Raw genomic sequence first — 21292 nt, 5'->3', positions numbered from 1 at the left:
GAAAATCGGATCATCCACATTATCCCCGATGTGGTGCCGATGTGGGGCAAAGACGGCACGGGCGATCGCATGGTGTCTATGGGGTCTGCGGAGCGAATTGTGGCGGTGAATCGGCCTATACAGGTGATGGAGGGTGAAGGTTCAGGCAATGGCTAAAGTCGTCCTAGTTTAAGGTGTGTCAGTCCACTACTGGAATGTTTTATTTAAAACTATGAATTAGAAAGGAAATGGTGGGTTACGGCGCGGATGGAAAGTTGTGGGTTTTTCCGAAAAATTACTGCCTCGCCTAACCCACCCTACTATTGCCTTATCAAGGGGGGCTAGGGGGGATCGAAATAGAATATGTCGGCACATTTTCCCATTGTAAAAATTGTACCCCGAACTGTTGTGAAAGTCAACCTTTCTCTTTCACTTTCCACACCCTAATTTTCCCCCGCCACCACGCACCACTCATAGAGCTCGTAGGTGACGCAGTTGTTGGCGATCAGGGGGTCGGCGGCGACGATCGCTTCTGCGGCTTCCATCGATTCGGCTTCAAAAAGTAACATCCCTCCCCCCCGACGTTTCCAATAGCCGCTGCGGGCGTGATGTCCCTTGGCCGCCAGTTCTTTCACATAGGCGACGTGGGCCCGAACGTATTGGTCGAAAACCGATTTTTCGACGATTCCAGTTTCGATTTTGGCAAACCAAGGCATGATCGGCGCGATCGCTAATTTAGCGTTTGGATGGTCAACACTTGGGGCGGCGTGGCATCGGGGGGATAGAGAAACTCGAACTCCACCCGCCGCCGCGCCTGCGGCTCGATTTCCAATTGTATCAGGGGGGTGCCCTGCTGTCCCCGCTTTTGGACTAAGTGAAAATAGCGATTTTGCATCTCTCCCCCGGCGTCGGCGTAGCGGAAACGCACCGTCCCCCGGAAAAAAACGGCGTCGGGGAGTTCGTCGAAAAATTGCAGGCCCCCGGAGAGTCCGTCGGTTTTGAGGGGGGTTTCCAGGGTTAACGCCACGGTTTTGGGTTCGTCGGTGGGGTTGTAGAGGGGGAGATCGAGGGCGTAGCGGATGCCATAGTTGCCGTGGGCTCGGTAGGCGGTGTCGGGATAGCGGACGGCTAAAGGTGCACTTTGGATTTGGTCGGTGCCGAGTTGTCCGCCGGGGAGGGAACTGAGAACGTAGGAAATGGCGGCGCCGGGTCGGGGGATTTCCAGTTCGGGGATTTCGGCGTTCCAGGCGGAACCGAGGGCGACTCCGGCCACTCTGCCATATATAACAGTATCGGTTTCGGCGTCGGGGGGGGTGGGGACGCGATCGCGCGGCGTGGCGAGTTGTCCCCGGTTCAACAATTTAATCCAAGATTCTAGGGGCGGGGCGGATTCGCTCCCGTCGGGGTTCTGAACGGCGTATTGGGCTAAACTGGCGACATAAACCGGGTCGCTGCCCTGCAACTGCATCAGGAGCGATCGCCCGTTCAGGGGCGGTTCTAAGGGACGCACGGGGATGGGGGCGTTGATTAACATCCGATACCCTCGCGGCGGTATCGTGATCGTTTCGGGAAATTCGGACCCTCGCTTGCCCCGCAAAATATCGGCCATCACCCGAGAGCCGGGGCCGGCGTACACCTCACCTTGATTATTTTCTGCGATCGGGGGCAATTCTACAAAAGGCGCATCCGGCTGACTCAAATAACTTGCCGCCGTCAATATCTCTAATGTCACGGGTTCCGTCCCCGGATTGTAAACCAAAATCCCCAAATATAATGTCCGCAAATCCCCCGGTTCGGCGGGTTTGGCGACGTGGTGGGCAAAAATATCGAATCGCCCGTCCAGGGGAAAATTGAGGTGGGCCGTCGGTTGGCGTTTCCCCCGGGGCGAAAAGGTGGAGAGCAAAATTCCTTCGGACAGGACCAGTTCGGGACTGTTGCTGTTGAAAACGGGGATGCGATCGAGTTCTCCGGGCAGGGGGCGGACGTCGCGGGGTTCGGTAATGACGGGGGATGGAACTTGGGCGAATAGGGCAGGAGGCGTAAACGGCGATAGAAACATGGAGGCAAATTGATTCTGGATATCTGGATGATTATCAGATTTTTTTAGTCAAATAGTAAATTGTCTTCGAGCAACCGGGCGATCAGGGCGGCCCGGGTATTGACGCCCAATTTTCCGAACATCCGCCGCAGGTGGGTCGCCACCGTCCACGGGCTGATTCCCAACTGTTTGCCGATGATTTTATTGGGCAAACCTTCGGCGATCAGTCGGGCGATTTCTTGCTCTCGATTCGTGAGGTTGATGGCGGGATCTTCCGACGGGGAGCGACGGCGCACCAAATAATAGCGATCGCCGTCAATTTCGGCATCAAAAAGCACTTCATCGATCGCCTCATCGGTCTGTTTCAAAAGTTTTGCGGAAACTGAGGTTTGATTTTGATTCAGGAGAGATTTCAACATTTCGTGGAATGTCATCGCCTTACTCCGGTTAATGGTTTTTTGAGTAGTCGTCACCCCGATTCAATGAACTTTATGATGGCAGAATATAGCGGTTATCGATTTGCTGCGATACGGTTCGATCCCCCTAAATCCCCCTTAATAAGGGGGACTTGAAGTTGAAATCTGTATCGCCAGGACTGGAAAATTGCTGTATCTGCTCTGTCATTAGCGTCGCCACTGTTCCAAAATATAGGAATAGAACCAGTCGAGATCGACCCGTTTCATCATTTTAATCCTCCGACCTCCGGATTGTAAAACGATCCGGCCCTGACTTTCGCCCTGAGTGATTACGCCCGTTTCCAGGATTTGTAATTCATAGCGTTCGGGAGCTGCCAAATATGCAGTCGCCAGCACGTCCCAGAAGTAGTAATCTTGGGACATGGCGATCGCATAACACTGTCCGGCTAAATCGGAGAGGGGATACCGTCGCTGTCGGCCGAGTTGGCGGATCAAGTCGGAGGTCAGCGGGACAGTGTTGGTGATGTCGAGGGCACAGAGGACGACGGGAATCTGGGTTTCCCAAATTTGCGCGATCGCGAACGGGTCCCAGTAGGCATTCCACTCGGCCGAACCGTCTTGTCCGGGTTCGATGTCTTTGCCGACGTTTCCCGGTACGCTGAGGGCCCCTCCCATCCAGACAATCTTCTCGATGTTCGATTCGATATCCGGAGCAATTTTCAGGGCTTCGGCCACGGTGGTCAGGGGGCCCGTGACCAGCAGGGTGACGGGTTCGGCCGCGTTTCGGACCGCCTCGGCTAAAAATTCCTGTCCGGGTTCTGGGGCGAGGGGGGTGGCGATCGCATCCCGCTCATTTAAAATGGGCAGGTGATCGACGACGAAACAATCCCGTCGGAACCGGCCGGGAAAGGGATTCACGCCCCGAACCGTACTTTCGGCGACGGTGACATCAGTTTTCCCCATCAGATCCAAAATCTTTCGGGTCGCACTCACTGCCGGTCCGATGTAGCAGTCGGCGGGGGTGACGACGACTCCCAACGGTTGCACCCCGTCCATCGTCATCAGCAAAACGGTGGACAGGAAATCGTCAACGGCCCCGTCGTGGTCTAAGATTACCGGCAATTTGGACATGGGTGATGGAGAGGTTTCTGTTCGACGTTGTTATTTTATAGGGGAAGAATGGGAGAATATGCAGGTCGGGGCGTTTCGGGAGGAGATTTCGTCCATGTCCGATCGGGGTCAGATGCTGTCACAAAAGAGCGATCGCCTGGGGAAACTGGCGGCGCGATCGCTCGATACGTTAGAATCCCTGTTGCAGGATCGGGAGCTCTGCTTGCGGGAACGGGCCGCGATCGGCCTGAAAATTTTGGAGTTGGCGGGGGAAAGTCCGCCACCATCTCCCCCCAAGGATTCGCAATTTCTGCCGGGACGGTTCGTCCGCATCGAAAATTTTCTCTCCCCCGCCGAGAACCGACAAATCTTAGAATTGGCGATCGCGAATCAAAGTCAATTTGTCGCCTCCACGACCACGGGGGATGTCGCCAACTACCGGGAATCTTCTATCCTCTATGCGACCCACTTTCCCGACTATTATCAATTTTTCCAAGACCGCATTCTGCACACCCTCCCCACCGTCCTCTCAAAATTAAACCACCCCCGCTTTTCGGTGGATCAGGTGCAGATGCAACTGACGGCCCACCACGACGGCGACTATTACAAAATCCACAATGACGCCAGCAGTGCCAAGACCAAAACCCGCGCGATCACTTACGTTTATTATTTCCACCGATATCCGAAAACTTTTTCCGGCGGGGAGTTGCAACTTTACGATACGGAATGGCGCAACGGTTCGGCATCGGCCGGGGAGCGATCGACCATTATCGAGCCGCGCAACAATAGTATCGTCTTTTTTAACAGCCGATGTCAACATCAAGTCCTGCCGATCCGCTGTTCGTCCGGGCAATTTGAAGACGGCCGCTTCACCCTCAACGGCTGGCTGAGAAGGACAATTAATAATTAATAATTAATAATTCTATTAAATTTTGGGGGTTGGCTTTCCGAAAATTTGTGGGGGCGGGATCGGTCTTTGGGGATGGGGCGTTCAGTGCTTGGGGATTCTTAACCTGAAGATTATCCGATCGCGTGCCCTTTTGATTTATAATGCGCCCAATCGCTTTTTGAGGAGCTAAACGATGGCAACCTTAACTGTTTGGAAATATAATAGCGCCGACGGCGCCCAAAATGCCCTGAATAAGCTGAAGGAACTGCAAAAACAGCTTTTGATTGAAATTGAGGATGCGGCGATCGTCTATTGGCCGCAAGGTCGCAAGAAGCCCAAAACCACTCAGGCTGTCGATCTCGTCGGCGCGGGGGCCTTCGGCGGCGCGTTCTGGGGGTTGCTGTTCGGCCTGATTTTCTTCGTGCCCCTGTTCGGAATGGCCGTCGGCGCGTTGGCGGGGGCGCTGTCGGGACATTTCACGGATTACGGCATCGACGACGATTTTATCAAAGATGTCCGCAACCAAGTCACCGAAGGGACTTCCGCCCTGTTTTTGTTGACGGGTAAGGTGACGATGGATAAGGTCGAGGAAGCCTTCAAGGACGAAGAAAAAGGTCAATTAATTAAATCTAATTTGACATCCGAACAAGAAGCAAAATTGCGCGAAGATTTCGGAGACGAATAATTTCCATCTCAACAACGTCGGGGCGATCGCTCCGGCGTTTTGTCAAATCATTTTTCTCGATGGAGGGGGATTCAATATGTGGATCAAAGTGACCGATGAGGCGACGTACCTGATGAATGGCGATCGCCACATCGAAAAAGTGACCGGAAATGTGGTGGTGGAACGGGAGGGAAAAAAAATTACCATTCAAAATTTGCCCCGCCAGTGGTTCGTTTCGGAATCCCTCAACGTGGTCGTCGAATTGGATGCGGTGGAAGCGGACGTGCCGGAAATGAGGCCGATGTGAATTTCCGGGAGTTGGAGCGATCGCATCGGGATTTGTCAGCATCAAAACTGAGTCATTTTTGAGCTGCGATGGTTCTGGCAGATTCCGACCAATCCAATAATATCGATGTCGTTCAGTTGTTATTGTCATCGAAGGGCTGTCCGTAAATAAATCCATTTCCTGCCGTCCCCAGAAAGACCCGTCCAAATACATTCATGTCGCCCGTAATCACTCGACTTTTTTCAAAATAACCCATCGGATAATCGGCAATTTGAACCCAATTTTCGCCCAAATCTGTCGAGCGAAAAACGCCGGTTTCGCCGTCGATTTTACCTTGAATAAAGACGGTGGGTTGAGTGGTATCCGGTGCGGCTTTTCCAAAACCGAGAACGTTCGCTTCCTCGACGGCAACTTTGACAAAATCTTCTCCGAAATTGCTGGAACGGTACAAACCCTTTTCGCTGAGACTCACCCAAACCTCGCCCGCCATACCGGGTGCCGTTTTGACATTGGCACCCTGCCAGACCCCATCCGGTAGGGTTTCATTGACGATTTTCCAAGTTTCGCCACCATCGTCGCTGCGAATCAAACGTCCGCCGACATGGTGATAAATATAGAACGTTTCCCCGCGAACGGGATCGGCGGCCAACGCCTGCTGTCGGTTCCACAGATGAGTATGGGCGCCGCCCCCAATTTCTTCCCGTTCAAAGAAGGAAATCCGTCGCCAAGTCTTTCCTCGATCTCGGGTAAAATAGGGCGGTTTACCATTGCTGGGTTGCCAAACAATATTATTAGTATCAGTTGCAGAAACTGCAATATTACCGAATATTAAATCTTGGGGATGAGTTCCATTTTGAATCGAAGCAAAGTTGCTCCAAGTTCGGGCATAATTTGGCGAAAAGCCCGCCCGCATTTCCTGGGGATTGTGATGACTGGCTCCCACAGAAACAATAAAATTAGGATGATTGCTGCTGTAAGCTAAACTGGTGGTTGTAATAAAATTGCCATTCCCATGATTTTTGATCGGTGGAGAACATAAAGATTCATGGCGAAATCCGTCAAAGTCTGCGATCGCCGTGATCGGAGCGTCTTCTCCTGGGGTGCTGATAGCATCAAACGCAACGGTTTCTTCTAATCCGTTAACTGTAGCAGACCAATTGACGCTGCGATCGTTACCATTTTCTGTTTTCCAAATCCCAATACCATTGGTGAGCCAAACTTGACTCGAATCAAATGGAGAGACTGCAATACCTCCTGTCAGGCTATAGAAAATCCACTCCGGCCACCAAGAGAGTCCGTTGAGTTGATTGTTGAGCGCGATCCAGTTTTGTCCCCCGTCGTCTGACCGATAGATATCATTGGGTGTCATGGGATAAGTCACGACAAAAATTCGGTTTGGCTGATTGGGAGCGAGTGCGATCGCAGAATAGTTTCGCTCTAATTTTGGCGTGATATCTTGCCAGCCTTCCCGAGTCAATTTCCAAACTCCTCCGCGCGGATCTTGTTGACTGCGATAAAAAGTTGTAATCAACTCACCACTAGGATTGACAACCGCCTGTTGGGGAATGAGTTCTTTTGGAGGTCCCCCGGAAAGATGCTGCCAGGTTTCTCCCCCATCAGTTGTCCGGTAAATTCCTTCACCGGAAACACCCGCATAAACCACCTTTGTTCGATTGTCAGTTAGACCTGAAAAAGGGTCAAAAACAACAGAAGTGACTCCCGCTTGCTTGTCAGTGTCAGAGTTGGGTTGACCGATGGGGACAAGCTCGGGATTAATTTGATTCCAAGATGTCCCCGCATCTGTACTTCGCCATAACCCATTCAAGCGAGAACCAAAGTAGATCATATCACTATTATTGGGATCGACCGCCAGCCGTTCTCCTGTCCAACGCCACGGCTCGTTTCCTCCCATCGGTAAGGATAGGTCTAAAGTTTTCCAAGACTCCCCCCGATCTGTAGATTTGAGTAAAACTCCTGAAACAAGCTGTTGTTGTGAACGGGTATAACCGCCGATTGCAATGTAAACAATATTTGGGTCATTCGGATCGAGTGCGATACTCTCAACATGATCGTCGGATACATTTTGAGGAACTGAATCAGCACTTAAAAGTTGCATCCAGCTTTGGTTACTGGGATTCCAACGAAAAACCCCGCCGACATCTGTACGGGCATAGATGAGATTGGGTTCGCGAGGATGGATGACAATACCTGTCACAAATCCACCCGCTCCAATTTTGACCGGACTCCATTCATAACGTTCACCTATGGAAGTGCTAAATATTGTTTTTTCCGAGGAGGGATTGCAGGATTGAAGAGTTGATGCTTCTTGCCAGAAAAATTTGATAAAAAAGACGGATAGTAAACCTAAAGCTCCCACACCGAAGTAGAAAGCTTTTCTTGGGGATGTTTTTTTCATTGCCATCAATTTCACTGAATCAACGATTCTTTCATTATCAAACCAATTTAAATATCTTTAAATTTTTGTCTTTTCAATAAAGGTTAATAGAGAGCGAGTCGTACATTACTGGTAAGGGTACAGTATAAATTTCAGCCCCCATCTGTCAGTCCCATGAAATACGACCAAAAGAGACTGAAAATATGATCTATAATTTACCAGGTTAGTGAGTTACATCTGGCTGGGAAAAGAGTAGGGAGTAGAAAAGAAGTTTTTACCATTACCCATTCCCTCCAAGACTAACAGTGGTACCTCACCAACTCGAAAAACGCCATATGCAGTTTTGGGATAAAATTGAGCGATCGATCGGCTATGATTCAAAACTTTGTGATTAAATTTAATACTCTTTTGCGTATATCTTTTGAAGTGAAACTTTTTTGAATATAAAACCACGCAGCTTTTTGAGATATATTAAGTATAGGACCTAAATCTTGAAGCTTAGGTTTTTTTCCGGATAGAGAATAACCTATATTCAGCATATCTTGACCGGCTACTTTTTCACAAAGCCAAATTTCTGCATCACTTAAACTTCGTTTACTTTTTCCTTGAAAGGATGAGTTATTTCCAAAATCCTTCAAATCAACATGAGAAAAATTGGCACTCATGAAATCACCAACCTTAGCCATAGTTTCATTTGTTTGTTCGATTAATTCTTCATAAAAAACCAACAAAAACTGCTCGGGTTTCAGATCTTTCCAAGTATGGTATGTGTGAAGAGAGGCTTTCCAAGCCATAGATTGCAAGATGGGATGGTAGCGATTAGTATCGTGATATCCATTAGAAGTTACATACTTATAAGAACGAATAACAGAACGAGGATCTCGCATCAAAAATATAAACTTGGCATCCGGAAATTTATCAAGTAACTTATCAATATGCAAATAGTCTTGAGGTGTGTTGTATCCCCAAATCTTTTTGCCGACTAAATTGGCACTAAATTCCATAATACTTGTTAAAATTGTAGCCCAGTTCATATCAGCTTGTTCGCCACATTTTATGGCATAACTTTCTAATTCTCGTTCGTCTGATTCAGAAAGCATTAGTCCACACTCTATTGGTGGAGAATCCGGACGTTCAACTCTTCCTTTAATTAATTTGAGAATATATTGGGCAAAATCTCGATTGAGATGGGAATCATTTTCATTAAAACCACCGAGAGATTCTACATACTGTAAATAGTAGAAATCATTGACAATAAATAGATCTTGACTTTCATTCAACAACCGTGTAAATAAAGTCGAACCACTCCGTGGCATACCGACGACGAATAAAGGACTCGTTGCTTTCTCGCTTTTTTTCATTAGTTCTCAAAAATGAACGACAGACGGATATCAAAAGCTTATATGGCGTTTCTATTGATGGTGAAGTACGATTTTGGAGTCCAAATCTACTATGCTTTACAGCTTAATTCAATCCATCAAAAAAGTCAAGGATTTTCGGACTCATCAAGGAAATCGCTGACTATCAAGCTATTACGAACTTATCAATTCTCCAAACCCTAGCCCCCAGCCTTTTGAGAAGGTTAGGTTTGATCAATGTTGTTCATGGGATTAGAGCTGATTTGTCAAGAGAATCTTAGCAATACCGAATCGTCTGCCAGCACTGGATTTCAGCGATCGGAGACTCCCGGGGATATTTTTCTGGGAAGTCTCGTCACACAAGGATTTCAGCGACTGCAGAAATCAGATCTTAAGATTCAAGAGAATTTGTTAGAACTTCATTATCCTTTTCAGATCGGTAAAGGATAAAATCTTTTGAGCCTTGATAGCTAATTACTTTGGCGGGAATTCCAACAGCAACAGCGTTATCGGGTATATCTTTGGTGACAACAGCATTCGCCCCGATCGCCACATCATTTCCAATCGTAATTGCGCCAAAAATTTTTGCACCAGGTGCAATATAAACTCGATCGCCAATTTTAGGACATCCTCGTTTTTCCTGTCGCCCACCAATACCAATTGTCACCTCTTGACTTAAGTTACAATAGTCACCTATCTGAACATCACAATGAATGTAAATGCCACCTGCATGAGGAATAAAAACTCCCTTGCCAATTTCCGCACGATTGGGAATTTCCATTCCGGTCATAATTTCGACCAATTTTTGCCAAATTGCACAAAATGCTTTCAAAATCTGTCGAATTCCTGGAATATGAACTTGAGTATGAACCCAACGACTCAATCGATATTGAGTGAGCGCCCAAATTCCTTGCTTAGACAAGATGACTCGAACCCAAGAAAGGTTGTCCATATAAACATATCTATCAATATCTGCCTTCAATGCTTCCCAAAAATCCATTTTTTCCATGAACGCTATGAATTGATGAACACCTATTATTTTACTCTAAAAATTTCCCCAAAACCATATCCAATCGGGTTCGAGCATCACCGCCATAATTTGTGATATTTGTCAACAGCATTTTCTAGAGAAAAGGTATCGGCACGCTTTTGTATGACAACTGAATCAGTTGGTGAAGCGATCATTTGAAGAATAGCTTTCGCCATTTCATTCCGATCTCCAACATTCACTAAAGCACCATAACGACCATTGTCTAAAATTTCTGATGGACCACTTTCACAATTGGTAGAAACCACCGGAGTTCCAACTGCCATAGCCTCGACTAAAACATTACCAAATCCTTCCCAAGCAGACGAGAGAACCAGAACAGCAGACCGCGCCATGTAAGCATAGGGATTGGCAACAAATCCCGGAAAATCAACCTCTTCTTCAAGACCTAGCTTTGTTACCAAAGATGCTAAATTCGAGCGTTCTTCTCCTTCGCCCAAGATCATCAATCGGACTCGTTGCTGCTGTCTAACTTGAGCAAACGCATGAATTAGAGTTGGAAAATCTTTTTGTTGATTTAAGCGTCCAACCGCCAGAATTACCGGAGGTTGGTCGGGAAAAAACCAATCATGTTCGATAGGTTGTTGAGCAGTTTCAAGAAGTTCATTGGTGACAATAGGATTGTAAATAACGTGGATTTTCTGAGAGTTCAATCCAATTTTAAGTAAATCATCAGCCACACCCTTAGATACGGAAACTACTGCATCAGCCCAAGGATAAAACCATCTGACCATCAGAGGGGATAACTTTCGTTTTAGCTGAGTTGCATTTTGGGATTCTCGTGAAAGATTGTTATGAACGGTCACAATCGCTTGAGTCTTAACTTGAGCTAAACGGTGAGCAAGAAGAGCGACAACATTCGTATCTTCCAATGCAGACAGCAAAGCCACTGGACGTTCGGCTTTGAGATAACTAATCAATTTTGGCAAACCTTCCAAAAGTCTTTGTTTTTGAAAGTCAATCACCCGAACTTTGGGTGAAATTTGAGACAAATAAGGACCTTCAGCCTTTACTAAAATTAGATCGACACTCATCCCCCGGTCGGCAAAGCCACTGGCCAAGTTAATCATAACTCGTTCGGCTCCCCCTCCATCTAACGAACTTAGAAAAATTGCGATTTTCGTCATGGCTTACTTTTTCCTACTCATTTTCAAGGTTAAAAATTTGATCAAAAATGTGACAGGTTGATACGCTTTTCAGTCAAAGGTTTAAAGTTTGATAAAGCGAGAGTTACATAGAGAACCCAAAAAATTGAATTATGTTCAATCAAAGTGGTTTCCGTTTGATTATAAAGAATAATAAAGGATAGATACATGAGTGGCCACAGTCCTTCTGATATATCCGTTACACGAGCCAATACAAAAGATTTTCTGGCAACACTAACAAAACTGAATAAAAATAATAAAGTACCGATCAAACCAAAACCCAGAAATAACTCGATAAAGCCATTATGAGAATGAGGTGGAATATAAGTTGTTCCATAAACTTTACCGACATAAGCAGATTCTCCATAAACACCATGCCAGAATCCCATATATCCATATCCCAACCAAAATCTTTCTTGAATTTTATCTAGCAGAGCTGACCAAATTACTGTGCGTCCTGATAGCGTCAAATCTCGTCCGGCTGCCAATAATAATCTTTCGGCATTACTGACCAGAAATGTAAGAATGCACCCAATTATTAATGCACCGCTTAGAAAAAACGGTATTGCTTTCAAAGGATACCATCTCAAAGCTTTGAAGATAGAATGAAGTAAAACTATCAACATCAGCAACATTAAAGCTGTTTTAGAAGCAGATAAAATAACCATAAAAACAAACAAAAAAAGGAAAATTTTTTTTAAAATCCCTTCTCGTTTGCTTTTTACTGTCGTCAACAAAAAAGCTAAAAAACCCAATATCATTAAACGAGCTAAAAGATTTTTTTGAATTAATAAACCTCGCCAAGCACCAGCATGAATTCCATACTCTATTCCACTGCCTGGAAGAGCTAGAGTAAAGAGTAAATTTAATAATAATGCAACTCCCAATGCCCTGGTTATTAACTGCAATTGCTCAGGTAAAGAATAACGGGATGCCAGATATATACTGAATACCGTGGTTTCTAAAAAAGCAATTGAACGACGCTGAGTTAAAGCGGGAAAATCAGACCATAAAAAAGAGAGAAGAATCAGTATCACTAAGCCCCATATAAATCGTCCTCTAAGAACAGTTGTCAATGTCTTTTTCCATCTATCAAACAAAAAAAATAAAGCAATTAAAAAGATACCATGCTGCATGAGTGAAAGCAGAGGAGTCAGGGGATTATAGCTTAAAATTACTTCCTGTTCACCCTCTGAAGCGCTAAATAAACTTTCGGCATCTAACGAGCGAGTAAAAAAGAGCAAGGCAACAATTGTAAAAAGATGTTCTAAAGATTGAGGCAGCTTTTTTATCATTATCATTTTGTCTATCTAAATTTAATACGATAATACAAGCTTCTCAAGTAAATTTCTATTTTTTCCATCAACAATAAGCCGACAAAATATTTTTCAATCAAATGTTTATGGTCATCATTATTTGAGTTTAATTTTTGATATTTGCTCAGTCCCATAGCAAAAATATTATGAGAAAACTTGGCAATTGATGGAATGTTTTTTCTGAGGTGATACGCAGTCAAAATTTCTATTTTTGATCTGAGATTTTCGCGATCTTTTCTCATTGTATAAGCATTATTGCCGTGTATCCTTTGCAAAGCCAAGTCATTTAACAAAATAAAACCAGGACTCAATCCAAACGCCGCATATTTTAAATAATCATCACTGGTAATTCTTATTTCTTCGGGCATTGGAAGAATTTTTTGCAACAGATTACGTGAAAAGCAAAGTCCAGAAGTGACCGTACCTTTAAAGGGTATATAATTCCTGAGTTTACCACGGTTGATATGAGGTCTGACATCATAAACACCTGATACGCCTGTATGATTTATTGTTTCGCCATATTTTGATAAATCCTGAGTTACATAAGTCAATGGATGAAAACACCATCCAATCTCTTGATGCTTTTCAAAGCAGCCAACAATCTGTTCAACCTTTTCTGGTAAAAATACATCATCGGCATCAAGAAAACAAATGATATCTCCTTTGCTTTGGGCAAATCCAAAATTAAAAGCAGATGCTTGACCACCATTTTCTTTAAATATTGGAATAATGTTATCATGATAAGCTTTGATGATTTCGTGTGAGTCATCTGTCGAACCATCATCAACAACAATAATTTCCACATTGGGATAGGTTTGACTTAATACACTATCTATCGCTTCGGATACAAAATGACCGTAGTTGTAGTTATTTATCAGAATACTAACCAAAAATTTGTCTTTCATAATTCGTCAATTTAAAGTGGAAGGTGAGGCAACTCAATCCATTGAAATCCAGTGGCTTGATTTATTGTTTCCAATGACCGAGATCTTGATTCAATATATTTTCCAACTTTATCACTTCTTCCCGAAATTCATCAACCAACTCGGAACGAAAAGTGGGCATTAAAGGGTGTCGCTGATATTCTTTATAGTTCATCTTTCGGATCGCATTTACAATGCCAATTTTTTTTAATCCGACCGCCTTTTTGACCCTGTTAATTACATTTAAAAAAGCGGGTGGTGTTTGGTCTGTCAGTCGTGCAAGCCAAGCATTTTTATATTTTTTATTGGCGTTGATTCGGGGAAAATCACTTCTATTGTCTGAGGGGACTTCTAGAAAGGATAGAACTTCTTCGTAAACACATTTTGTTGATTTTTGGAAATCATCAAATAATATAATTTTAACCTGTTCAGGGCTAAAAAAAGATAGTAGTTTCTCAACTTGAGAACCGAGTTTTCCAATCATGCGATATTGCAATGCTTGTGAATTTTTAGCCAAGGGAGGAAGATGTTCTCCTCTTTGCCTTGCATCTTGTAAACGCCAAGCTTTTTCAAAGTCAACTTCATTCTCATCTTGATTAAAAACGAGCTGAGAGTGATAAGAGTAAACCACATCTACGGGATTACGAAGCATGACTATGATTTTAGCATCAGGCTTATAATGGTATATTTTTTCAATCGCTGTCGCCGAACATAAATAATGAACAGATGCTTCTCCAATTGCTAATTTTCCATCTGCATCCTCAAATAAACTTAAATACTGTTCCCAAGTTTTGATATCTGGAAGTTGAAATTCTTCGGCAAAAAAACGAGGTTCTTTCGGTCTTGAAATATAAATATTTGGATGTTCGCTGAGATAATTACTCAGAGCAGTTGTTCCACATTTCGCAGCTCCGACGATGAAAAAGTTGGGTTGATTCATAATTTGGCATTACTCCGCTATTTGATCGTCAAAATGGTCGAATTTATTTTCAATCTTTTGTAGGCAAATACTGCCAAAATAGCATTCCAAACAACCATGCTAATTGCTGTTGCTGTTGCTGCCCCCTCAGCGCCCCACCCTGGTATTAGTATAACATTTAAAAAGATATTTAGCAAGGCACTAATTGTTACCCCTAAAGCTGTATCGCGCTCGTGACCTGTCATCAACAAAAGCAGGGCTACTGCACCCGTGGAAGCATTGATAAGCTGTCCCAAGGACAAGATATTCATAGCAGTTTGTCCTCGAACAAATTCCGCTCCAAAAAGAAGCAAAAACCATTGGCCAAATATCATTAATATGAGTGCAATTATTAAGGCAGAAACAAAGGCTATTCGACAACTATTAGAAACGATTTGCTGTAATCGCTTGAGATTGCCTCCGGCATACAAGCTGGCAAAATTTGGAGCCAATGCTGTGTTAATTGCAATTAATACAAATGAAATCAACCCGGCACCACGGTTCGCTACTGTGTACAGTCCCACGGAGTCAGAGCTTTTTAAAATCCCCAACATCACCGTGTCTGTTTGGTTATTAATTAGATACATACCGCCTATAAGTAACATTGGAAATGCACTTTTGATCCACTGTTTTTTATGATATTTTGGAACGGCATTCTTGATATTTTTGGGACAGCAATTCTGGAGAAAAAACAAGCCTGCTGTGTAAGTTAATAGATTCGCCAATAAATAAATAATCATTGCATAGAATGCCGTCAAACTTTGATTATAAATAAAATATATTACACTTAAACTAGCGATCAATAGGGTCGGCCGAATTAGCATTTCTGGGACTTGCCCAATAACAATGTGACGCAGTGCTTGCAGAGTTGATTGTCGGAGTCTTGAAAGGGCTATGAATGGCAATGAAATCATAGCCATCACAAAAACGGGTAATTGGCTTGGATTGGATGTTAGTGTTAACCCCCAGGCAATTAAGGATGTCAGTACAGCCCAACCAGTGGCATTCAATAAAACCACACGATTTGACCAATCAATTAAGCCTTTTGCTAGATTGAAGTTGGATTGAGTTTGATACATGGCTACTTCCCGAGTCACCAATCCTTCCAATCCAAAAACTGCTGGAATGACTAACAAATTGACCCAGGCTGTAGCATACATATAACTTCCAAATTCTTGGAAACCCAAAACACGGGCCAGAAGTACACTATTGGCATACAGCAAGAAAGCATTGATAACTTTGATACCAAAAGTCCCCGTTGCAGCTTTGATCAAAGATTTTTTTAAACTATTCGTTGAGCTGGTATTTTGCAAGTTTGATCGAATTTTATTTATAAATTTAATCATAAGTTTGATTTGCTTTGTTTTTAAAAATGTTGGTTACATTAAACCGAAATTAAAAGGCAGTTTAAAATGAATGACACTTTTATTATCGGGATGGAATATTTTCTTCATTCTGTATCTGGGTTGTCGCCACATTCGTATCGTTTTTAAAATAATCTTTTGTATAGTGAAAGTAACTATCTGGCTCGTTCTCAACGATCACGCCATTCGTGACCAAGCCCAAAACTTTTTGGCCGGATTTCATCAGTAAATCTTTGGCGGCGATCGCACTCACACTATCTATCACTTTCGGCCTTGAAACCAAGAGCATACCATCACTTTTTTTGCCCAAAGTTAAAGCATCTGCCACCATTAATAGGGGAGAAGTATCGACGATAATAAAATCATAAATTGTCCGCAGATCTTCGATCAAGCTATTCATCCGTTGAGATTCGAGAAGCGCCAATGAGTTGGGGGGAACCACTCCGGAAGTCAAAATATCCAAACAGCGATCGACCTGCTTAACTGCATGATTGAATCCGACCTTAGTGACGATCACATCACTCAATCCCACGTCATTTGTTAAATTCCAAATGTGATGTTGCTGAGGATGATGTAAATCGGCATCAATTAGTAAAACTTTACTCCCCACTTGAGACATGGCCGCCGCCAAATTGGCTGAAACTGTAGATTTACCTTCTTTGGACACGGCGCTCGTAACGACTATCAAGTTAAGTTCCCGGTCGGGACTGATAAATTTAAGATTGGCTTGTAGCATTCTATATGCTTCGCTGATCATAGAGTGAGGAGCATTTCTCACTTGATGCTCGGGAGCAACGAATTCCGATCGCATACCCGGAAGGGCAACTTTCTTTTTTGAATTTGGAATCATCCCCAACAAGCTGTAGGAGTTAAATAGAGTTCTCAACTCTTTACTCGTTTTGACCGACCGGTCGAGTAGTTCCAAACAAAAAGCAACAATTACATACAAGGCTGCACCCACTACAATTCCCATCGCTACGATGACTTTTTTGCTGGTCGAAACCGGATATTGTGAAATAATAGCTGGACTAATAATTTCGGCATTTCCTACATTTTGATTTTCGGCAATTTGAACCTGTTGTAAACGATCGACCAAGATCGTATAGGTAGCCTGTGCCGCCTCCACATTTCGTTCGAGTTCCCGTTGAGCTTGTTCCAGTTGGGGCAACCTTTCGGCTCTTTGTTTTCTTTCTGCACGGATCAGATAGAGAGATTCAAGCTGTTTTATCAACCCCCTAAGTTCCGTTTCCAAAGCAACGAATTTTCCGGCTAAATCTTTTTCTAATTCACCCATCGAAAAGCTGTTTGGGGCATCGTTCTGATTTCTCGTCACGCGATCGACTCGATCTCTCAGAAGTTCTTCAAAAGCTTTTTGTTGATTTTCAAGTACGGTGATTTCCGGTGAAGTCTCTACAAAAAGACTTCTTTGAACGGCTAACTCATCTTCTATTTCCTGCAGTTTGCTCAGGGCTTGTTGTACCGATTCGGATTCACTTAATGCATTCCGCTCGATCGCTTCTTCGGCAGAAATCCCCAACTTATTTTGAATTTCGACGGTTTGAGCTAAAATCTTTTCGATCTGAGTTTGGGTGGTCTCAATTTGAGTATCTAGTTGCTCAATTGTTTGCACTGCCAACAAAGATTCTTGTTCCAAGTTAACAATATTATTTTTTTCCTTAAATCGACGGAGTGCTTCCTCCGCTTGCAAGAGTTCTTGCTCGTTTCTGGGAAGTTGTTGGTTGATAAACTCTCGTGCAGCAGCCGCTTCGGCTCGATTGACCAGCAGGTTATTTTTGATATATACTTCCATTATTTTATCGACTACCGCACTGGCTTCTTGGGGTTCCGAACTGGTGTAAGAAACTGTCAAAACGTCAGTTCCGGGAATTGCCTTTACTCCCAACTTTTCCATAAAGTTTTCATAGATCATCGGTTCACCCTCTTTTGTCACCAGGTTGAGTGATTCGATGGTCTGGTTGACAATTGGACTTGAACGGAGTACCTCTACTTCGGTGTCCAATGGGGTGTCCTGCATATTCAGAGAGTCTAACGTGCCAATTTTCTCTCCGGCTTCTGTCAGTAATGCAGAAGTGGGATTTTGTTTTTTCAAGCGCAACTTACCGTAGGCCGCATATTCTTCTTCTGTCGATAAGGCTGAATATGTGGCCGCTCCTACAGCCAAAAACCAAACGATTGTTGCGGGCAACCAGTGTCTTTTCAGAATGAGCCAATATTTTTGAAGGTCGATTTCTTCCGGATAGTCTTTTTGATCCATAATCTAAATATTAAAATGGTTGACAATTCTCATTTTTCCGAAAACAATAATGTTGATGAGTTAAAGTGTTTCCTTGCCTCCGTCCGACTTAGTTTTAATGACTGATTGTATTTTTGACTGCCATTTCATTACGGTCATACTTTTTCGCAGACTGCTCGTAGATGTCAGACAAAAATACGCAATATCTTTTGATATCTAAATCCTTGGCTTTCTCTCGGCTGGCTTTCCCGATACGCAGCCTTAAGGACTCATTCTCAATTAAAGTTTGCATTGCACAAGCGAGTTTTTGAACATTTCCCGGCTCAACGAGAAGACCCGTTTCTTGGTCTGTAATAACTTCGGGAATTCCACCGACAGGAGTGGTGATGCACGGCAGTTCCCAACTCATTGCTTCTAGCAGTGCCATGGGCAAACCTTCTTGATAGGACGGCAAGAGAAATGCCTGTGCTTGAGATAATAAATCATCCCGTTGTTTCTCATCGATCCAACCGGGAAATTTGACATGATTTTCAATTCCCAATTGTTTGGCTAACTGTTTTGCCGCCTCTTCTTCCCCAGTTCCAGCCAGTACGATCTGTACTTGGTTTTGTTGGTCAATGGGTAAAGAAGCAAATGCATTCAGTAAGTCGTCAATTCCTTTTCGTGGAGTGATTTTACCCAAAAATACAAACTTTAATGGATGACTGCTGCTGCGATTGGGAATCCGAGATGGAATCGTAACCGGATTGTACATTCGGATGACTCGGTCGGGAGCCAGGTGACAATTTTTGATATAGAACTGTTTCCAACTCTCCGACAAAGCGATGACATAGTTACACTGCTGAAACATCCAGTTGACTGCCCGTTTAATGGGTTTTGGTAGTTCCTCATGGAACTGGGTAAATTCTGCCCCATGAGTATGTAAAATAATGGGTTTTTGATACGCCAACGAAATCAAAATAATTATCGATTTGCGAAGGACACTTCCTCTTTCAGAAATATGAATATGAACCAAGTCTACTTTTCCACCAATCAGTTGCCACAAGAATGCCATCAATGCTTGTGCAAAATTGGTCAAGCGATTGGCATCTTTGCCATTCCAGGTTGATATGTACTGGATTTCTATTGACTCGGCAACGTTTTCTCGGATCAATTTTGATACTTTACCCATGCCTCCCTTTTCATCGGGGTTTGGTCCAAGCATGGCGATCCTTAGTTTTGGCATGATAACACACAGAATAGATGAGTAAAATTGAGAATTGGGTCAGCTAGATCTGACTCGGTGATGAAATCAGCGTGACCGCGCTGATCTCTCTTTTAATTTTTTTTAGATCCCTGAAGTCAGTTCGTTGAAGGGGGCTGTGAAAAATCTTAGATGCACCAGGCGTGAATTGAGCGTAAAGCCCGAATTTAATTATAAAGCGATCAAGTGTCAACTGTCAATATTGGGGACGATCGCCTGCAAGTTGTGAAGGTTGGAAAGCCGATAGGAAGGCTTTGTTGCCCGAACAAACTCGAGACCGGCCATCAGATTGATAGCACATTATCGAGAGCTTTTGTCCGGGGATATGGGCCGAGGGGATAGCCTGACATTTAAATCTATTGCCGGAAAATCTGTCATTTTTTCGGGAAAAAATGCGACTTTTGAAGAGACTGAGCCTGGTTTGGAGCGGTTTTCGGGTCGGGCTCGTGGAATCCGACCGGCCAATTTTTGTGGAGACCCCGGTTCCGCAGCACTGAGAGTCAGCCCGAGGACTTCGGGCCGGGTTCCCGGTCTCGGAATGGCTTGTAAGGAACCGCGATCGCCGCCGAACCTCCAGTGGATTGGCGATCGAGCGCTTCTCCGTCCGGGTTGAAATGCCGACTGTCGGGGCTTAGTATAATTATAAAATCCGTGATTGAGCCCCCAAAAGATTGTGAATGAGCTGCTGAGTTTAATACTTGTCATCCTCGCCTTCGGGTTGGCAATTCCGATCGCCGTTCTCTGGATCGAATGTTGCGTCGCCTTCTTCGCGGGTTCCGATCCCACATCCGCCCCCGACTCCCCGGAACCGAGGATTTCGGTATTGATTCCGGCCCACAATGAAGCGCCGGTGATCGGGGCGACCTTGACCGGGATTATATCCCAACTGAAAGAAACAGACCAGGCGATCGTCATTGCCGACAACTGCACCGACGAAACGGCAACTATTGCCCGCGAGAAAGGTGCGACGGTGCTCGAACGCCAGGATCGGGACAACCGGGGTAAAGGATACGCCCTCGACTACGGCTTGCGACACCTGCGCCAAAATCCGCCGGAGGTGGTGGTGATGGTGGACGCGGACTGCCGGGTGGAACCGGGGGCGATCGCGACCATCGCCCGAAAAGCCCGAGAGACGGGAAATGCCGTCCAGGCCCTCTACCTGATGGAAACCCCCCCCGATCCCTCCATCAAAAATTCCATTTCCGCCTTTGCGTTTTTAGTGAAAAACTGGGTTCGCCCCCTGGGGTTGGCGCGGATGGCCGGACCGTGCGTCCTGACGGGGACCGGCATGGCCTTTCCCTGGTCGGGGATTCAGTCAGTATCCCTGGCCAGTGGTAATATCGTCGAAGATATGCAACTCGGGGTCGATCTGGCGATCGCGGGCTACCCTCCCCAATTCACGGCCGCGGCTAAAGTCCTGGGGCTGCTGCCCACGGATGAAAAAGCCACGACGAGTCAACGCACCCGCTGGGAACACGGCCACCTGGAAACCCTGCGGACTCAGGTGCCGCGACTGCTGAAAGCCGCCGTCTCGAAGGGGCGCTTCGATTTATTCCAAATGGCGATGGACCTGTGCGTCCCGCCGCTGTCCCTGCTGGTGCTCCTGTGGGTCGGCGTGGGGGCGATCGCGCTACTGGCGGGTCTTTTGGGCTTCTCCTGGCTTCCCGCCCTGATATTGGGGGCACAAGGGCTGTTCCTGATCCTCGCCATCCTGCTGGCCTGGGGCAAATTCGGGCGATCGGTCATCCCCCTGAAAACCCTGTTGGGCATCCCCCTCTACATCCTCTGGAAAATTCCCCTCTACCTGGGATTTTTCGTCAAACCCCAAAAAGAGTGGGTGCGGACGGAACGGGATCTCACCCCTCCATCCCAATCGAAATGAAGCCAATCCTAGGGGCGCCGTGCC

18 protein-coding genes are annotated in these 21292 nt (G+C 45.1%); 4 read left to right on the top strand and 14 right to left on the bottom strand.

The features are described from left to right. Positions 1–422 precede the first annotated feature (422 nt). From LKE08_RS26930 to LKE08_RS26915, 4 genes are all read right to left on the bottom strand, one after another. Positions 423–695, bottom strand: coding sequence for a YciI family protein (locus LKE08_RS26930; RefSeq protein ID WP_324707381.1), 273 nt, complete (start codon positions 693–695; stop codon positions 423–425). A gap of 14 nt (positions 696–709) precedes the next feature. After that, positions 710–2038, bottom strand: a complete 1329-nt coding sequence (locus tag LKE08_RS26925) for a DUF3370 domain-containing protein (protein ID WP_324707380.1) — start codon at positions 2036–2038, stop codon at positions 710–712. A gap of 44 nt (positions 2039–2082) precedes the next feature. Further along, positions 2083–2451 (bottom strand): response regulator transcription factor, encoded by a 369-nt coding sequence (locus tag LKE08_RS26920; protein WP_324707379.1) that lies wholly within the window; start codon positions 2449–2451, stop codon positions 2083–2085. Between the two features lie 189 nt (positions 2452–2640). Continuing rightward, a complete protein-coding gene (locus tag LKE08_RS26915) occupies positions 2641–3564 on the bottom strand; it encodes a nucleoside hydrolase (protein ID WP_324707378.1) in 924 nt (307 codons plus the stop codon). A gap of 94 nt (positions 3565–3658) precedes the next feature. Here LKE08_RS26915 and LKE08_RS26910 point away from each other — a divergent pair, with 94 nt between their 5' ends. From LKE08_RS26910 to LKE08_RS26900, 3 genes are all read left to right on the top strand, one after another. Continuing rightward, entirely contained in the window at positions 3659–4453 is a 795-nt protein-coding gene (locus tag LKE08_RS26910; RefSeq protein WP_324707377.1) for a 2OG-Fe(II) oxygenase, read from the top strand. Positions 4454–4625: 172 nt separating this feature from the next. Further along, positions 4626–5117 (top strand): DUF1269 domain-containing protein, encoded by a 492-nt coding sequence (locus LKE08_RS26905; protein ID WP_324707376.1) that lies wholly within the window; start codon positions 4626–4628, stop codon positions 5115–5117. Between the two features lie 76 nt (positions 5118–5193). Further along, a complete protein-coding gene (locus LKE08_RS26900) occupies positions 5194–5403 on the top strand; it encodes a hypothetical protein (protein ID WP_324707375.1) in 210 nt (69 codons plus the stop codon). A gap of 112 nt (positions 5404–5515) precedes the next feature. Here the strand turns inward: LKE08_RS26900 and LKE08_RS26895 are convergent, their stop codons facing one another. The 10 genes from LKE08_RS26895 to LKE08_RS26850 form a co-directional block, all read right to left on the bottom strand. After that, the gene (locus tag LKE08_RS26895; protein ID WP_324707374.1) at positions 5516–7804 is read right to left on the bottom strand and encodes a hypothetical protein; all 2289 of its coding nucleotides are present in this window, start codon (positions 7802–7804) and stop codon (positions 5516–5518) included. A 350-nt stretch (positions 7805–8154) separates the two neighbouring features. Continuing rightward, on the bottom strand, positions 8155–9138 hold the full coding sequence (locus LKE08_RS26890) for a sulfotransferase (protein ID WP_324707373.1): 984 nt from the start codon (positions 9136–9138) through the stop codon (positions 8155–8157). A 388-nt stretch (positions 9139–9526) separates the two neighbouring features. Beyond that, positions 9527–10144 (bottom strand): serine O-acetyltransferase, encoded by a 618-nt coding sequence (locus LKE08_RS26885; RefSeq protein ID WP_324707372.1) that lies wholly within the window; start codon positions 10142–10144, stop codon positions 9527–9529. Positions 10145–10221: 77 nt separating this feature from the next. Beyond that, complete coding sequence (locus LKE08_RS26880) at positions 10222–11310, bottom strand: glycosyltransferase (RefSeq protein WP_324707371.1); 1089 nt, start codon at positions 11308–11310, stop codon at positions 10222–10224. A gap of 41 nt (positions 11311–11351) precedes the next feature. Then, entirely contained in the window at positions 11352–12623 is a 1272-nt protein-coding gene (locus LKE08_RS26875; protein ID WP_324707370.1) for an O-antigen ligase family protein, read from the bottom strand. A gap of 11 nt (positions 12624–12634) precedes the next feature. Further along, the gene (locus LKE08_RS26870; RefSeq protein WP_324707369.1) at positions 12635–13549 is read right to left on the bottom strand and encodes a glycosyltransferase; all 915 of its coding nucleotides are present in this window, start codon (positions 13547–13549) and stop codon (positions 12635–12637) included. 61 nt (positions 13550–13610) lie between these two features. Then, positions 13611–14507 carry a sulfotransferase gene (locus LKE08_RS26865; protein WP_324707368.1) on the bottom strand — a complete coding sequence of 299 codons (897 nt, stop codon included), beginning with the start codon at positions 14505–14507 and terminating at the stop codon, positions 13611–13613. Between the two features lie 17 nt (positions 14508–14524). Further along, on the bottom strand, positions 14525–15871 hold the full coding sequence (locus LKE08_RS26860; protein ID WP_324707367.1) for a flippase: 1347 nt from the start codon (positions 15869–15871) through the stop codon (positions 14525–14527). 82 nt (positions 15872–15953) lie between these two features. Then, positions 15954–18164 (bottom strand): polysaccharide biosynthesis tyrosine autokinase, encoded by a 2211-nt coding sequence (locus LKE08_RS26855; RefSeq protein ID WP_324707366.1) that lies wholly within the window; start codon positions 18162–18164, stop codon positions 15954–15956. A 94-nt stretch (positions 18165–18258) separates the two neighbouring features. After that, positions 18259–19347, bottom strand: a complete 1089-nt coding sequence (locus LKE08_RS26850; RefSeq protein ID WP_324707365.1) for a glycosyltransferase family 4 protein — start codon at positions 19345–19347, stop codon at positions 18259–18261. A 712-nt stretch (positions 19348–20059) separates the two neighbouring features. Between LKE08_RS26850 and LKE08_RS26845 the strand changes: the two genes are divergently transcribed. Further along, positions 20060–21268 (top strand): glycosyltransferase family 2 protein, encoded by a 1209-nt coding sequence (locus LKE08_RS26845; RefSeq protein WP_324707364.1) that lies wholly within the window; start codon positions 20060–20062, stop codon positions 21266–21268. Positions 21269–21292: the final 24 nt, after the last annotated feature.

The sequence above is a fragment of the Lyngbya sp. CCY1209 genome (genome assembly GCF_035615495.1).
Classification (GTDB): domain Bacteria; phylum Cyanobacteriota; class Cyanobacteriia; order Cyanobacteriales; family Microcoleaceae; genus Limnospira.
The sequence above is the reverse complement of the archived record's forward strand: the minus strand, read 5'-3'. Positions and strand labels throughout refer to the sequence as shown.